The organism is Microcystis panniformis FACHB-1757 (assembly GCF_001264245.1).
GTDB classification, from domain to species: domain Bacteria; phylum Cyanobacteriota; class Cyanobacteriia; order Cyanobacteriales; family Microcystaceae; genus Microcystis; species Microcystis panniformis.
This window is the reverse complement of the sequence record NZ_CP011339.1, coordinates 5,302,103-5,315,580: the sequence shown is the minus strand read 5'-3', so window position 1 is coordinate 5,315,580 and position 13,478 is coordinate 5,302,103. Positions and strand designations below refer to the sequence as shown.

Annotated in this window: 21 protein-coding genes; 13 read left to right on the top strand and 8 right to left on the bottom strand. The window is 42.3% G+C overall.

The window, feature by feature from the left end; all coding sequences use genetic code 11:
• The first annotated feature begins 26 nt into the window (after positions 1-26).
• The 4 genes from VL20_RS31970 (at position 27) to VL20_RS24985 (ending at position 1,940) form a co-directional block, all read left to right on the top strand.
• Positions 27-173 (top strand): hypothetical protein, encoded by a 147-nt coding sequence (locus VL20_RS31970; RefSeq protein WP_167341571.1) that lies wholly within the window; start codon positions 27-29, stop codon positions 171-173.
• Between the two features lie 13 nt (positions 174-186).
• Positions 187-372 (top strand): type II toxin-antitoxin system HicA family toxin, encoded by a 186-nt coding sequence (locus VL20_RS30550; protein WP_071590332.1) that lies wholly within the window; start codon positions 187-189, stop codon positions 370-372.
• Positions 356-568 (top strand): type II toxin-antitoxin system HicB family antitoxin, encoded by a 213-nt coding sequence (locus VL20_RS24990; protein ID WP_002765615.1) that lies wholly within the window; start codon positions 356-358, stop codon positions 566-568. The genes VL20_RS30550 and VL20_RS24990 overlap by 17 nt, the downstream gene beginning before the upstream one ends.
• A 421-nt stretch (positions 569-989) precedes the next feature.
• The gene (locus VL20_RS24985; RefSeq protein ID WP_002761306.1) at positions 990-1,940 is read left to right on the top strand and encodes an NAD-dependent epimerase/dehydratase family protein; all 951 of its coding nucleotides are present in this window, start codon (positions 990-992) and stop codon (positions 1,938-1,940) included.
• An 82-nt stretch (positions 1,941-2,022) separates the two neighbouring features.
• On the opposite strand, the gene VL20_RS24980 is transcribed toward VL20_RS24985, so the two are convergent.
• The gene (locus tag VL20_RS24980; RefSeq protein WP_052278575.1) at positions 2,023-2,964 is read right to left on the bottom strand and encodes a DUF1517 domain-containing protein; all 942 of its coding nucleotides are present in this window, start codon (positions 2,962-2,964) and stop codon (positions 2,023-2,025) included.
• Positions 2,965-3,231: 267 nt separating this feature from the next.
• On the opposite strand from VL20_RS24980, the gene VL20_RS24975 reads away from it, so the two are divergent.
• The 3 genes from VL20_RS24975 to VL20_RS24965 all read left to right on the top strand — a co-directional run bounded on the left by VL20_RS24975 (position 3,232) and on the right by VL20_RS24965 (position 6,338).
• The gene (locus tag VL20_RS24975; RefSeq protein WP_052278574.1) at positions 3,232-4,491 is read left to right on the top strand and encodes a phosphopantothenoylcysteine decarboxylase domain-containing protein; all 1,260 of its coding nucleotides are present in this window, start codon (positions 3,232-3,234) and stop codon (positions 4,489-4,491) included.
• A gap of 43 nt (positions 4,492-4,534) precedes the next feature.
• Entirely contained in the window at positions 4,535-4,834 is a 300-nt protein-coding gene (locus VL20_RS24970; protein ID WP_002766752.1) for a 2Fe-2S iron-sulfur cluster-binding protein, read from the top strand.
• A gap of 547 nt (positions 4,835-5,381) precedes the next feature.
• Positions 5,382-6,338, top strand: a complete 957-nt coding sequence (locus tag VL20_RS24965) for an RNA polymerase sigma factor, RpoD/SigA family (protein WP_002766753.1) — start codon at positions 5,382-5,384, stop codon at positions 6,336-6,338.
• A 140-nt stretch (positions 6,339-6,478) separates the two neighbouring features.
• Here the strand turns inward: VL20_RS24965 and VL20_RS24960 are convergent, their stop codons facing one another.
• The 3 genes from VL20_RS24960 to ureA all read right to left on the bottom strand — a co-directional run bounded on the left by VL20_RS24960 (position 6,479) and on the right by ureA (position 8,080).
• Positions 6,479-7,366, bottom strand: a complete 888-nt coding sequence (locus VL20_RS24960) for an S-methyl-5'-thioadenosine phosphorylase (protein ID WP_052278152.1) — start codon at positions 7,364-7,366, stop codon at positions 6,479-6,481.
• Positions 7,367-7,431: 65 nt separating this feature from the next.
• Complete coding sequence (locus VL20_RS24955) at positions 7,432-7,758, bottom strand: urease subunit beta (protein WP_002766755.1); 327 nt, start codon at positions 7,756-7,758, stop codon at positions 7,432-7,434.
• 19 nt (positions 7,759-7,777) lie between these two features.
• Positions 7,778-8,080: an urease subunit gamma gene (ureA, locus tag VL20_RS24950; protein WP_052278151.1), complete on the bottom strand. Its 303-nt coding sequence runs from the start codon at positions 8,078-8,080 to the stop codon at positions 7,778-7,780.
• Between the two features lie 177 nt (positions 8,081-8,257).
• On the opposite strand from ureA, the gene VL20_RS24945 reads away from it, so the two are divergent.
• Entirely contained in the window at positions 8,258-8,470 is a 213-nt protein-coding gene (locus tag VL20_RS24945) for a hypothetical protein (RefSeq protein WP_128575308.1), read from the top strand.
• 265 nt (positions 8,471-8,735) lie between these two features.
• Positions 8,736-9,023, top strand: coding sequence for a DUF433 domain-containing protein (locus VL20_RS24940; RefSeq protein WP_052278150.1), 288 nt, complete (start codon positions 8,736-8,738; stop codon positions 9,021-9,023).
• A 243-nt stretch (positions 9,024-9,266) separates the two neighbouring features.
• Here the strand turns inward: VL20_RS24940 and VL20_RS24935 are convergent, their stop codons facing one another.
• Positions 9,267-9,512 carry a DUF1902 domain-containing protein gene (locus VL20_RS24935; RefSeq protein ID WP_012267127.1) on the bottom strand — a complete coding sequence of 82 codons (246 nt, stop codon included), beginning with the start codon at positions 9,510-9,512 and terminating at the stop codon, positions 9,267-9,269.
• Positions 9,513-9,736: 224 nt separating this feature from the next.
• On the opposite strand from VL20_RS24935, the gene VL20_RS24930 reads away from it, so the two are divergent.
• The 3 genes from VL20_RS24930 (at position 9,737) to VL20_RS24920 (ending at position 10,492) form a co-directional block, all read left to right on the top strand.
• Positions 9,737-9,943, top strand: coding sequence for a type II toxin-antitoxin system HicB family antitoxin (locus VL20_RS24930; RefSeq protein WP_002740526.1), 207 nt, complete (start codon positions 9,737-9,739; stop codon positions 9,941-9,943).
• Complete coding sequence (locus tag VL20_RS24925; protein ID WP_002732521.1) at positions 9,936-10,148, top strand: type II toxin-antitoxin system HicA family toxin; 213 nt, start codon at positions 9,936-9,938, stop codon at positions 10,146-10,148. The genes VL20_RS24930 and VL20_RS24925 overlap by 8 nt, the downstream gene beginning before the upstream one ends.
• A gap of 161 nt (positions 10,149-10,309) precedes the next feature.
• Complete coding sequence (locus VL20_RS24920) at positions 10,310-10,492, top strand: hypothetical protein (protein WP_052278149.1); 183 nt, start codon at positions 10,310-10,312, stop codon at positions 10,490-10,492.
• Positions 10,493-10,542: 50 nt separating this feature from the next.
• Here the strand turns inward: VL20_RS24920 and VL20_RS30540 are convergent, their stop codons facing one another.
• From VL20_RS30540 to VL20_RS33320, 3 genes are read right to left on the bottom strand one after another with little or no spacing between them, the layout of a single operon-like run.
• Complete coding sequence (locus VL20_RS30540; protein WP_072927006.1) at positions 10,543-10,959, bottom strand: PIN domain-containing protein; 417 nt, start codon at positions 10,957-10,959, stop codon at positions 10,543-10,545.
• Positions 10,955-11,209, bottom strand: a complete 255-nt coding sequence (locus VL20_RS24910) for an antitoxin family protein (protein WP_052278148.1) — start codon at positions 11,207-11,209, stop codon at positions 10,955-10,957. The genes VL20_RS30540 and VL20_RS24910 overlap by 5 nt, the downstream gene beginning before the upstream one ends.
• Before the next feature lie 32 nt (positions 11,210-11,241).
• Positions 11,242-11,376 carry a hypothetical protein gene (locus VL20_RS33320; RefSeq protein WP_283160190.1) on the bottom strand — a complete coding sequence of 45 codons (135 nt, stop codon included), beginning with the start codon at positions 11,374-11,376 and terminating at the stop codon, positions 11,242-11,244.
• A gap of 74 nt (positions 11,377-11,450) precedes the next feature.
• Between VL20_RS33320 and VL20_RS24905 the strand changes: the two genes are divergently transcribed.
• Positions 11,451-11,984 carry a transposase gene (locus tag VL20_RS24905; RefSeq protein WP_052278147.1) on the top strand — a complete coding sequence of 178 codons (534 nt, stop codon included), beginning with the start codon at positions 11,451-11,453 and terminating at the stop codon, positions 11,982-11,984.
• The last annotated feature ends 1,494 nt before the right edge of the window (positions 11,985-13,478 follow it).

Genomic DNA, 13,478 nt, shown 5'->3' with positions numbered 1-13,478 from the left:
TACGCCTTGCATGACTAGGGTGAGCATTGCCTATTTTACCGTGGAGACGGGGAGGCATTGAAGCTTTGCAAGCTTTGGGACTGAATGGCATTAGTTACCCTACCTATAGCCAAATTGCCAATCAAAAAACCTGGGATTTAATGCTGGCAGCGGCGAAACGAGAAAAAGTTTGAGCAGCTTTGTCAACTGCTGAGAAAACTTGGCTTTGATGAGAGAATACGAGGAAGTCATCATATTTTTATTCAAGAAGGAATTGAAGAAATTTTAAATCTACAACCCAAACAAGGAAAAGCAAAGACTTATCAAGTCAAACAAATTCGTAATCTCATTTTAAAATATAAATTAGGAGGGAAAGATGAAAATTCGCTATGAATTAATTATTTATTGGAGTGAGGAAGATCAAGCTTTTATTGTTGAAGTTCCAGAATTAGCAGGATGTATGGCAGATGGAGAAACCTATCAAGAAGCTGTACAAAATGCTGAACTTGTTATTCAAGAATGGATTGAAACTGCAAAACAACTAGAACGAATCATTCCTGAACCAAAAGGACGACTATTATTTACCTAATGATAAAGTTTCTCTCGCCCCAGCTTGTGAATTGTAGCATATAAGGCGTGTCGCAGTTTTTGCAAACTTCGATCCAATAATCCTTTTCAACGAGGTTATCCCATCACCCAAGCACAGTGGCAAGCGATCGCCGCAACTGCTAAAATAGACATCGATCTAGGGTTGGCTGAATAAATCTAAAAACCTTGTTGGATAAGACTTTTAGACTTTTTTGACCTCAAAAAGTGCCAGCCATTGGAGGGATCGGGGCGAAAATTCCTGGACTTTTTCCCTGAAAATTAGGTAATTGACCGTCTGAAAATGGGTAAAACCCTACACCCCACACCCCACACCCTGCCCCCACGAAAAACTTTTTGCCGCAAACCCTACTTAAATGCGTCTTAGCTTACAATCGATACAAAATATCAACGACTAGGATTAAATGGCTACTCATATTGTTACTGGTGTCGCGGGTTTTATCGGTTCTAACTTGGCAGAAAAGCTTTTAGAACAAGGAGATCAGGTGATCGGGATCGATCAATTTAACGATTATTACGACCCCAGTTTAAAGCGCAAAAATGCCCATATTCTAGCCAAATATCCCGAATTTAAGTTAATCGAAGCGGATATACAAGCCCTCGACTGGCGACAACTGTTGCAAGGAGTAGAAGTATTATTCCATCAGGCAGCCCAAGCAGGAGTCAGAGCAAGCTGGGGTGATGGATTTCGTCAATATACCGAAAGGAATATAAATGCTACTCAAATTATTCTTGAGGCCGCTAAGGAAACCCCGTCTTTACAACGGATGGTTTTTGCTTCCACTTCCTCGGTGTATGGCAATGCGGAAACGATGCCGACTCCCGAAACCCTTTGTCCCCAACCAGTTTCACCCTACGGCATCACCAAATTAGCGGCAGAAAGACTCTGTTGGCTATATCACCAGAATTTTAACGTTCCCGTCACTGCCTTGCGTTATTTCACCGTTTATGGACCGCGGCAACGTCCCGATATGGCTTTCCATAAGTTTTTTCAATCAGCGATCGCAGATAAAGCCATCGGCATCTACGGGGATGGCAAACAAACCCGCGATTTTACCTTTATTAGCGATGCTGTAGCCGCTAATTTAGCCGCTGCCGTAGTGCCGGAAGCGGTGGGGGAGGTGTTTAATATTGGTGGTGGTAGTCGCGTGGTTTTGCTGGATGTCTTGGATACTATGGAAAAAGTCATCGGTAAACCGATCGAGCGATCGCATCAAGGACTCGCCCGAGGAGATGCCCGTCACACCGCCGCCGATGTCACCAAAGCCCGTACTATTCTAGGTTATAATCCCCAAGTTTCTTTAGCCGAAGGATTAGCCCAAGAATGGCAGTGGATTCAGGAATTATATTGTTAACGGCGGCAATATCCTTAATAATCAAAAAATCTCCCTTTTACAGGGAGATTTTGGGCAATATCTAGGGTTATCCCCCGACAAACTACACTAATTTCAGATCGGGATAATTGGCGAGAATGTCGTCTTGACTGAGAATATCACCCTCGCTTTGGGGAGTCCAAATCACTTCTACCGCTAAAAGTCGATCGCCTCCCATACTACCAATTTGTTGCAGGGCCTGTTTCAAGTCTTGGGAATCATTAATTTTCGGTAGGGAAAATTTACCGACGATGCCAGCTAAAATAGTCACCAAAATATAGCCTTCCGGTGCGCTTTTAGCTAATTCCCCAGCCGATTCGGGTAAAATATTTTCTTGAGAACCTTGACGCAGTTGATTATTGTAATTAGTTAAGGTTTCCGCCGTTAGTTTACCGCGTTCGTTGAGAGACCACTGATTAAACTTCGCTTCTGCACTGCTGAGGCTGGTTTGTTGGCAATCGACGTTACCATAAACCCAGTATTCCGGATGACGTAACAGGGCCAGGGCCGATTCTTGTAAGACTTCGACGCGTCCCTCGGAGGTGCTAGTATCGACTGTTAGGGCGATTTGATTTAATTCTTGTTGCAGATAACGGGCATTAGCCAACAAACCCACCTGTACTTTAGCCACGGAGACGGTTTCATATCCCGGTTCAACAGCCATACCGTTTTCATCACTGCCTCCACCATTACGGAAAGCATTAACGAGGAAATTGGCAATAGCAAAAAAGATTAACAGAGAAATTAAGCCACCGCCACCACCACCCCAAAAGAAGGGCAAGAGGAAGGGAAAACCAATACCCCCACCGTAACCGGGGGAACTGTAACCACCACCTCTAGAAGGGCTAATACTGCGACTAGGGGCGCGAAAACTACCGCCCCCCATTCTACCCCCCGATGCCGCCAAAGCACTGGGAATAGAACCTAAAATCAGCGTTGTCACTAATCCTAGAACTAATAGCGGCTTGGCAAGCGATCGAACTTTAGTTAAAATTTTGTCAATCATAAGAACACCGAAATACAGCAACCCTTTATTTACTAGCATAACCAGTTTCTCGGTCAGGGATAGACAAATCTTCAAATCAGTTATCAGTGATCAGTTATCAGTGATCAGTTATCAGTTATCAGTTAGAAGGTGTTGGGTATTGAGATTTTAGGGTTTTGGGGTTTTGGGGTTTTTTAGTTGAATTCCCCCATGTCCCCATTCCCCCATGTACCCATGTACCCATGTCCCCATTCCCCCATTTCCCCATTTCCCCATTTCCCCAAATTTATGACTTGGAATTTCTCTTCTCCGACGGATTCGGACTTAGGCGATCGCGAAGTACCCTTAGAGAGTCATCATCTCTGGGGTAAACGTATTGCTTTACTGGTAACGGGAGGGATTGCGGCCATGAAAGCGCCGCTAATTGCCCGATCTTTGCGGAAATTCGGGGCTACAGTCGTGGCTTTTGTCTCAGAAGAAGCTTTAAGATACGTCACTAAGGAAGCTTTGGAATGGAGTACGGTTAATCCCGTAGTTAGTCAATTAACGGCAAAAGCAGAACATTTAAGCGATCAATCTCCCTTTGATCTTTATTTAGTCGCCCCCGCTACCTATAACACGATTAATAAGTTTCGTTACGGAATCGCTGACGGAGTGATCACTTCATGCTTGGCCTCGGCCTTAGGACGACAGGAAAAGGGAAAAACTAAAATTCTGCTCGTCCCCACCATGCACGGCAGTTTACATAATGCTATTCTGACCGAATCTTTGCAAACTCTCGATCGCTGGGGAGTCGAGATTATGCCACCCCGGGATGATTACGGTAAGCACAATCTCCCCGGGGAAAAAGAGATTACCGTGGCAGCCTGTGGGATTCTCAGTAATTCTGTGCTGAAAAATATGCCGATTTTAGTCACTGGTGGACCCACACCCGTGATTATCGATAATATCCGTCGTTTAACCAATCGTTTTACCGGACAGTTAGGAGTCGCTATTGCAGAAGAATTATACCTGCGCGGGGCAAAGGTGCAGTTAATCCACGGACGCGGCAGCTATACACCCCCCGCTTATTTACCCCACGAAATTATTGAAACTTATGACGAGTATCTAGGGAAGGTTATGGGAGAATTAGAGAGTAAAGATTATAAATTTGGGATTTTCTCGGCAGCAGTGGCAGATTATCGCTTAGAAAGTCCTTTTTCTGCTAAGATTCCCAGTGGTGGGCAGTTAAATCTTAATTTTGTGCCGACGGAAAAAGTGATTGACAAGGTGAGAGAAAAATTTCCCGATTTAGAGATGGTGACTTTCAAGTATCAGGAGGGAGTTAGTCAGGAGGAGTTACTGGAAATCGCCCGTAAACGCCTAGAAAAGGGCTATCAGGCTGTTATTGCTAATCGGGGCGAGGAAAAGGGCGATCAAGGGGAACAGGTGGCTTATTTGGTCACAAAAGCGGCATTGGGGAAATTTATCGGTAAAAAAGCGATCGCTATTGCCATCGCCGAATATTTAGAACAGCGAGCCAAAAATGTTACAATCAAAAAAATTTAATATTTTTTAATATTAATTTGCAAAAATTTAGGGTAAGACAGTCATGGGTAACATCAACTTCGTCAAAGAGAATAAGATCGTGGTAGCGGCAGATGGGGCGAATTTACGAGAGAAAGCAATCCAGAATGGCGTTGATATCTACACTTTTGGCGGTAAATTGATGAATTGTGGCGGTTACGGTCAGTGTGGTACTTGTATAGTGGCAATTGTCGAGGGTCTGGAAAATCTCTCAGCCAAAACCGACTTTGAGCAGCGCTGTCTGAAGAAAAAACCCGAAAATTATCGTTTAGCCTGTCAAACCATGGTTAATGGTCCGATTAGCGTCCAAACTAAACCAAAATAGCACTTAAGCGTCAGCAACGCACCGGTGGGGAAAGTGCGGGGAGCGGAACCATTGAGGGGTTCAATACCGGCGAAAATTGCTCAACGGATTTAGTATGACTACTCCCTGCTCCCCTCACCGATCGCAGAGCGATCGGTGGGGGGAGCAAATTGCTCATTTTGTCATCTAGATTGCATCCTGATTGGAAACCTCTGGGTAATCTATGAGTAGGGATACTCAAACCTACTCTTCATCGGTGCGTTCCTGAGAGGGATATTCTTTTTTCTCATAAACTTTACATTATTTAATAATTGTTGTAATATTAGTTAAATAAACAAGCTTGTCACTACTCGCCATTTATGCCCATAAAATCTATATATAGCCAAAAAAAGAACTATAGAGGCAATTAAATCCTCAATTGGATTTCTCTCTATCCTTGAGTAACCACTTACTTGTCTCTTTACAAAACGAGAAGAAACCCTGATAGCATCTCCTTAACTGCCCCTGGGGAAGCAATCGGAAAAACGCCATCAATCCCTGAATATCAACCCTCAACCGACGCGCACTCATGAAAACCTCGAAAAACCACACCGATCCAGTTCGCGCCTATCTCAGAGAAATTGGCCGAGTTCCCCTTCTCAGCCATGAAGAAGAAATTCTCTACGCAAAACAGGTACAAAGATTAATTTTTCTGGAAAAAATCAAAGAATCCCTAAGGGCTAAACTCGGCAGCGATCCCAGCGATCGCCAGTGGTCAGAAGCGGCGGAAATTAGTGAAGAACAACTGCGTCGAGAATTAGGGGCAGGGGATTTCGCCAAACGCAAGATGGTAGAAGCGAACCTGCGTCTAGTGGTTTCCGTCGCCAAAAAATACCTAAAACGCAATCTAGATCTATTAGACCTCATCCAAGAGGGAACCATTGGGATGCAAAGAGGTGTGGAAAAATTCGATCCCACCAAAGGCTATCGCTTTTCCACCTATGCCTATTGGTGGATTCGCCAAGCTATCACCCGGGCGATCGCAGAAAAAAGTCGCACCATCCGTCTGCCCATCCACATCACCGAAAAACTGAATAAAATCAAAAAAGCCCAGCGTCAACTAGCTCAAGATAAAGGTCGCGCTGCCACCATTGCCGAATTAGCCGAGGAATTAGACCTAACTCCCAAACAGGTGCGAGACTACTTGGAAAGGTCCCGTCAACCCCTTTCCCTTGACTTAAAGGTGGGGGACAATCAAGACACGGAATTAGGGGAACTCTTGGAAGATACGGGACTTTCCCCCGAAGATTACACTGCCTATTCTTCCCTCCAAGTGGATTTGGAAAAACTGATGGCAGACCTCACTCCTCAACAAAAAGAAGTGATTTGTCTGCGTTTTGGTTTAGATAATGGGCAGCCCCTCACCCTAGCAAAAATTGGCGTTCGACTCAATATCAGTCGTGAACGCGTGCGTCAGATCGAACGAGAAGCGATCGCTAAATTAAGAAAACGCAAGGCCAACATTAGAGAATATCTAGCTAGCTAGGGTCTGCGGCAAAAAGTTTTTCGTGGGGGCAGGGTGTGGGGTGTGGGGAGAATAAAGCGTTCGACAAAAGCTCACGCCGAAGTCTGCCTTTTGGCCTCTGCCGACCGCCCCCTGCCTCCGTTAACGGCGACTTTTCTCAGCTATTTCTCTACTTCTTCAAGATATTTTTTCAGAAAGAGAGCTAATTTTTCTTTAGTGGCGACGGGAACAGAATCTAGACGGGTAAGAATAGCGTATTTAAGGGCAGAATGAGCGGCAGAAACGGGAGGATTAGCTACCAGACGGCGCACCGTTTCCTGGATCACTTTTTGGGCATTAATAGCGTTATGGTGTAGATTTTCGATCACCATTTCTACCGTGACATGATCGTGATCGGGATGCCAACAATCGTAATCGGTAACTAGAGCTAAGGTAGCGTAGGCAATTTCCGCTTCTCGGGCTAATTTTGCCTCAGTTAAATTAGTCATACCGATGACGGTTGCCCCCCAACTTCTATAGAGATTTGATTCCGCTTTAGTAGAAAAAGCCGGCCCCTCCATACAGAGGTATGTACCGCCGCGATGCAAGGTAACTTCCGGTAGGTTTAAACTGGCGACGGCATCCCCTAAAATGTTGGCTAATTGGGGACAAACGGGATCACCAAAGGCCACGTGGGCAACAATTCCTTCCCCAAAAAAAGTCGCTATTCTCTCTTTAGTTCTGTCAATAAATTGATCGGGAATGACTAAATCTAGGGGTTTAACTTCGGCTTTGAGGGAACCAACTGCCGAAGCGGAAATAATATATTCAACCCCTAATTGTTTGAGAGCGTGAATATTAGCTCGAAAGGGTAATTCGGTCGGTAAAAAATGGTGACTTCTGCCATGACGCGCTAAAAAGGCAACTTCTGTTCCCTCTAAAGTCCCGAGAATTAAAGCATCGGAAGGAGAACCAAAAGGAGTATCGAGGGATACTTCCCGCACATCCTTGAGGGCATCCATTTTATACAAACCACTGCCGCCAATGATGCCAATTTTTACCGTCGTCATAGTCTTGGAAAGAATTAGTTATCGTTGCCTTGATTTTACCATAATTGAGCGATTCCGTTAAGGCCTTACTTTTTCTTTTTCTTGCCCTTGAGGGAACCATTAATTAAACCATTAAAGCCATAAATTTCTTCAGTTCCCGCGATGGTAACTAATTCCACCTCTTTCGTGTCTCCCGGTTCAAATCGAACTGATGTACCCGCGGGAATATTCAGATGGGTTCCTTTGGTTAATTCGCGCTGAAACTCCAGGGCCTGATTAACTTCATAAAAATGATAGTGGGAACCCACTTGAATCGGTCGATCGCCTGTATTAGCCACAGAAATACGCAGGGTGTCGCGACCGACATTAATCTCGATCTCCCCGGATGGTGTGATAATTTCTCCCGGAATCATAACTGCTAAAAATCTCCTGTTAGTGAATGGGATTGTGAACGGTAACTAATTTAGTACCATCGGGAAAAGTCGCTTCGATCTGCACTTCCGTAATCATTTCCGGGATACCTTCCATTACCTCCTCGCGAGTTAATAAAGTAGTGCCGTAACTCATCAATTCAGCCACGCTACGACCTTCCCTGGCACCCTCGAGCATGGCGGCGCTAATATAGGCGATCGCTTCGGGATAATTTAACTTGATCCCGCGATTTTTGCGTCTTTCGGCGAGCAGTGCCGCCGTGAAAATGAGTAATTTATCTTTTTCTTGGGGCGAAAGTTGCATAGATAGGCCTTTTTTTACACAGATGCTAGGGTTATTGTAGTTCTTGGCCAGATAGTTGTAGCGATCGAGTTGTGAAAATTTATCTTGAATGTCCGGTCCTCCTATCCATTAGTCAGATCTTTCTTAACAAAAAGAGAAGAAACTTAAAAAAAGGGGAAACGATTGATAGGTATAGTTTTGAAAGAAGGAATCAAGGTGGAGGTGAGCAAAAAAAATGGAGAAATGGGCAGCCCAAGAATTACAGTATGCAGACCTAGGGGACACCAGAAGAAAGTAATAAATCTTCAAGAAGCTTTGGAATTACACTTTGAACCGCCTTGTGCAACAGTTATTCCTCAATTGCAGAAAATCACTGTACGGGCGAAGCATTTGGGCATAACCTATCGCTAAAATCCTAGATTTCCTATCCGAATGCTTCGCCCCTACCCCGACCAATGTTTAGGCTATGCTAAAATGGTGATAAAAGCATAGAGGCTCTTCTGGTTTCTGTGTGGAAACGAGGTCTATACTGATACTTTCTTCCGCAAAATAGCCCTAAAAGTCTTGCCCGATAAGCATTTCACGATTCCATAAGCAAAAATTATCACACAAAGTCGAGAAGAGCCGCATAGAATCCTATGTAGTTTAATTAGTTGAAAATGAATCAGAGAAAGTTATGTTAACAGAGATCAATATTGGCACTTTTATAAAAAGCGATCCCAAAATTCATGGAGGTTGTCCTATTATTGCGGGAACTGCTGTTACTGTACGAAGAATAGTGATCTGGTATAAATTAGGATATAGCCCTGAAGAGATTGCCGATGAAATTCCTCATCTATCTTTGGCACAGGTTTATGATGCTTTGACTTACTATCATACTAATAAAGAAACAATAGAATCAGAAATTGCAGACGAAGCTGCGGAAGCAGATCGCCTTGAAGCATTACATTATTCTCCTTCCTAATTATGAGTAGAATTAGCTTATATATGGATGAAGATTCCACAGCGTTCAAAAGGCTTTAGATAATCCGGCTTGTTTCAAAACTGCATTAGCAGTATGGCGTGATTTAATACTATTATCAACTACAAATCTTCTTTATGTCAGAGGACTATACCAAATTTCATGATCTCCTTTCCCTTGACGTTCAAAATAACATCTGGCTGCTGAGAGCATTTTTTTTAATGCAGGTGTTAAAGAAGTAGCCATCTAAACAGCGCACTCAATTGATTCTTGACGATGACTAATTAGTTCAAAAGTTATCGCTTTTTGAGGTTCAATGGTAATTAGATGATTGAGTTGTAATAATTCTGGAATTATCTGTCGTAATTTAGCTGTTAAAGCTTCGATGGTATCAGCTTCGGTGACTAATCCCGGAATATCTTCACTCTCTGCTACCCACACTTGCGCCTCTCGATCCCAAAATGCTTCTACTTGGTACGGTTTTTGATTCATGATGATTTAGTTCAAGTGAGTAGAATTAGCTTATATATTAATCAAGATTATACAGTGCGATCGCCTTTTTGACAACCCTACTACCAATCCCCAACCTTTGATGATCGCCGATGAATCGCTTATAATTGAATTAACCGCCACGCCATTAATGAACAAAGCACCCAATCCTATCCAACCCTCATTAGGTGCTGCCTAATTTTCAATTAAGTACGGGATGATAAAATATGCAATATCAAGTCAATCTCAAACAAACAGAAGAGGGATATGCCGTTTGGTGTCCTAGTTTACCCGGTTGTGCTTCTCAAGGGATAACTAAAGAAGAAGCACTCAATAATATTCAAGATGCAATTCAGTCTTATTTAGAAGTTGCTGCAGAATTAAATCAAGGGATCGAATCTTATTATGTAGAAGTTGAATTAAATCATGCCTAGTCTTGCTGGAATTAATCATCAACGAGCAATTAAAGCCTTTGAAAAAGCAGGATTTCAGATTGTTCGACAGGGAAAACATATTACCATGACTGATGGACAACATATTCTCACTATTCCAAGGGCTAATCCAATTAATGCCTATACAATGGGAACAATTATTAAAGGTTCGGGATTAACTATTGAAGAATTTAAAAAACTTTTATAAAACAATCTCAACCCATGAACGAACAACGCACCCAATCCTGTCTAAATTATGATTTTTTTGATAATTTGACTGACTAGGATTTCTCTCGGCTATCATCCCTGTGATACAAGAAAATATGCAGTATTAAAAAATCAAATCAAAGAGTAAGGGTATTATTTGCCATGAGTCAATATGTTCTACTTCGGATTCAAGTCATTCAGGAAGAATTAGAAGCCTTAAAAAAAACGGTCATTCATCAACTTGAAGGTTCTCGCAATAAGACTCAAATTAAAGGTTTATGGAAAGATGTTGTGATCAGTGATGACGATTTAGAAGAAGCTGAAAAAGCAGTTTTTCGAGATTAGTTTACATTTCATTTTTATAACAAACGCTATAGTTCTCGTCAATGATCTTTTTAAGAGTTTAAATCTTTAAAGGGATTGATAACCTGTAAGCTATTATTGATAATTAAACCATCTTGCATATCTTCTGAGTAGAGAATAGTTGCATCGCCTAAAACTGCACTAGCAACAATCAGGCTATCCCAAAATGAAATTAAATAGCGATCTCGTAATTTCACGGCATACTCAAGGGTTTCGAGGGAGACAGGTAAGATTTCACACCCTTGGGTAAATTCTTCAAGTAGATTTTGAATCTGTAAATTATTAAACCCTGCTTTGCGGATTAAATTTGAGCAAACCTCATTAACAACTTGTGTACTAATTATCAAGTTTCCTTGATTCGTAATATTTGTCGCTATTTGTTGCTTAGGGATGGCATTAGGATCGCTACAATTAACAATGAAGCGATACAGCCAAATATTAGAATCAATAAAGAAGGGTTGAGATTAACCAGCGTTCATTCGCTTCTTCTCTGGTAAGAGGATGGAAGTCTTCAATTTTAATCGGATTTGCTGTTAACTGGGCGATTATACCCGTTTCTGACCATTTTTGACAAGTAACCTGGGAAATTGAATTCGATTCTATAGTGAGTTTAACGCACTGTCCTTCATTGAGTTGGAGATTACCAAGAGGACGTAAAACGCCATTTTCAAAGACGGCTTCACAGGTTTGTTGCGGCATAACTCAATCCTTAATTCTAAATTACTATTATTTTAACCGATGATTGTGTCTAAATTATGATTTTTTTGATTGTTTGATTGACTAGGATTTTTTTCGGCTATCATCCCTGTGATACAATTCTGATAATCTCCCCATTCAATCCCTGTACGGGCGAAGCATTCGTGCATAATCTATCACTGAAATCCTAGATTTTTTATCCGAATGCTTCGCCCCTACCCATCAATCTCCCATCCGCCATGCCATGAATGAACTGAAAAAATATCGACAATCTATTCGCTTGAAAGGCTATGATTATAGACTTAATGGAGCTTATTATATAACAATTTGTTCTTATCAGAAGCAGTATTTATTTGGCGAAATTGTTGAAGGAAATATGGAGCAAAATTTACTTGGTGATACTGTTGAAGCAGTATGGTATAGACTGCCTCTACATTTTAAGTTTATTGAACTAGATACTTTTATTGTCATGCCCAATCATATTCATGGAATTATAGTAATACAAAATCAAGCTCTGGAAAAGGCTGCACACGATTCGCAATATCCTCACGGTACAATGCCGGAATCTTTGGGGGCTATTGTGCAGAATTTTAAATCAATTTCTACTCGTAAAATCAATTTTTTATGTGGTGATCGCCTGAAAGTTTGGCATCGCAATTATTATGAACATATCATTCGCAATGAAGATTCTTATCAAAAAATCCGGCAATACATTCTTGACAATCCGCAAAATTGGCAACAAGACGAAAACAATCTTAATAAATTCAAGCCAATGTAGGGGCAAATAACCTGTACGGGCGAAGCATTCGGACAATAACCTATCGCTGAAACCCTAAATTTTTTATCCGAATGCTTCGCCCCTACCCCGGGCAATAAACTAATAACCTTAGCCTATTATCCCTGTGATACAATTATGATAATCTCTCCATTAAATCCCTGTACGGGCGAAGCATTCGTGCATAATCTATCACTGAAACCCTAGATTTTCTATCCGAATGCTTCGCCCCTACCCCAGACAATAAATAACCTTAGCCTATCATCCCTGTGATACAATTCTGATAATCTCCCCATTAAATCCCTGTACGGGCGAAGCATTCGTGCCTAATCTATCACTGAAACCCTAGATTTTCTATCCGAATGCTTCGCCCCTACCCCGGGCAGTAAACTAATAACCTTCGCCTATTATCCCTGTGATACAATTCTGATAATCTCCCCATTAAATCCCTGTACGGGCGAAGCATTCGTGCCTAATCTATCACTGAAACCCTAGATTTTCTATCCGAATGCTTCGCCCCTACCCCGGGCAATAAACTAATAACCTTCGCCTATTATCCCTGTGATACAATTATGATAATCTCCCCATTAAATCCCTGTACGGGCGAAGCATTCGGACAATAACTTATCACTGAAACCCTAGATTTTCTATCCGAATGCTTCGCCCCTACCCCAGACAATAACCTTAGCCTATCATCCCTGTGATACAATTCTGATAATCTCCCCATTAAATCCCTGTACGGGCGAAGCATTCGGACAATAACCTATCGCTGAAACCCTAGATTTTATATCCGAATGCTTCGCCCCTACCCCGGGCAATAAACTAATAACCTTCGCCTATCATCCCTGTGATACAATTCTGATAATCTCCCCATTAAATCCCTGTACGGGCGAAGCATTCGTGCCTAATCTATCACTGAAACCCTAGATTTTCTATCCGAATGCTTCGCCCCTACCCCGGGCAGTAAACTAATAACCTTCGCCTATTATCCCTGTGATACAATTCTGATAATCTCCCCATTAAATCCCTGTACGGGCGAAGCATTCGTGCCTAATCTATCACTGAAACCCTAGATTTTCTATCCGAATGCTTCGCCCCTACCCCGGGCAATAAACTAATAACCTTCGCCTATTATCCCTGTGATACAATTATGATAATCTCCCCATTAAATCCCTGTACGGGCGAAGCATTCGGACAATAACCTATCGCTGAAACCCTAGATTTTCTATCCGAATGCTTCGCCCCTACCCCGGGCAATAAACTAATAACCTTCGCCTATCATCCCTGTGATACAATTCTGATAATCTCCCCATTAAATCCCTGTACGGGCGAAGCATTCGTGCCTAATCTATCACTGAAACCCTAGATTTTCTATCCGAATGCTTCGCCCCTACCCCGGGCAGTAAACTAATAACCTTAGCCTATCATCCCTGTGATACAATTCTGATAATCTCCCCATTAAATCCCTGTACGGGCGAAGCATTCGGACAATAACCT

Bases quoted from the DNA above. Each gene is read 5' to 3' on its own strand.
- VL20_RS24920 (WP_052278149.1), top strand. From the start codon at position 10,310: ATGAGTCAATATGTTCTACTTCGGATTCAAGTCATTCAGGAAGAATTA.
- VL20_RS24965 (WP_002766753.1), top strand. From the start codon at position 5,382: ATGAAAACCTCGAAAAACCACACCGATCCAGTTCGCGCCTATCTCAGA.
- VL20_RS24990 (WP_002765615.1), top strand. From the start codon at position 356: ATGAAAATTCGCTATGAATTAATTATTTATTGGAGTGAGGAAGATCAA.
- VL20_RS24910 (WP_052278148.1), bottom strand. From the start codon at position 11,209: ATGCCGCAACAAACCTGTGAAGCCGTCTTTGAAAATGGCGTTTTACGT.
- VL20_RS24930 (WP_002740526.1), top strand. From the start codon at position 9,737: ATGCAATATCAAGTCAATCTCAAACAAACAGAAGAGGGATATGCCGTT.
- VL20_RS24985 (WP_002761306.1), top strand. From the start codon at position 990: ATGGCTACTCATATTGTTACTGGTGTCGCGGGTTTTATCGGTTCTAAC.
- VL20_RS24980 (WP_052278575.1), bottom strand. From the start codon at position 2,964: ATGATTGACAAAATTTTAACTAAAGTTCGATCGCTTGCCAAGCCGCTA.
- VL20_RS24955 (WP_002766755.1), bottom strand. From the start codon at position 7,758: ATGATTCCGGGAGAAATTATCACACCATCCGGGGAGATCGAGATTAAT.
- VL20_RS24925 (WP_002732521.1), top strand. From the start codon at position 9,936: ATGCCTAGTCTTGCTGGAATTAATCATCAACGAGCAATTAAAGCCTTT.
- VL20_RS24975 (WP_052278574.1), top strand. From the start codon at position 3,232: ATGACTTGGAATTTCTCTTCTCCGACGGATTCGGACTTAGGCGATCGC.
- ureA (WP_052278151.1), bottom strand. From the start codon at position 8,080: ATGCAACTTTCGCCCCAAGAAAAAGATAAATTACTCATTTTCACGGCG.
- VL20_RS24960 (WP_052278152.1), bottom strand. From the start codon at position 7,366: ATGACGACGGTAAAAATTGGCATCATTGGCGGCAGTGGTTTGTATAAA.
- VL20_RS24940 (WP_052278150.1), top strand. From the start codon at position 8,736: ATGTTAACAGAGATCAATATTGGCACTTTTATAAAAAGCGATCCCAAA.
- VL20_RS24905 (WP_052278147.1), top strand. From the start codon at position 11,451: ATGAATGAACTGAAAAAATATCGACAATCTATTCGCTTGAAAGGCTAT.
- VL20_RS33320 (WP_283160190.1), bottom strand. From the start codon at position 11,376: ATGCACGAATGCTTCGCCCGTACAGGGATTGAATGGGGAGATTATCAG.
- VL20_RS24970 (WP_002766752.1), top strand. From the start codon at position 4,535: ATGGGTAACATCAACTTCGTCAAAGAGAATAAGATCGTGGTAGCGGCA.
- VL20_RS24935 (WP_012267127.1), bottom strand. From the start codon at position 9,512: ATGAATCAAAAACCGTACCAAGTAGAAGCATTTTGGGATCGAGAGGCG.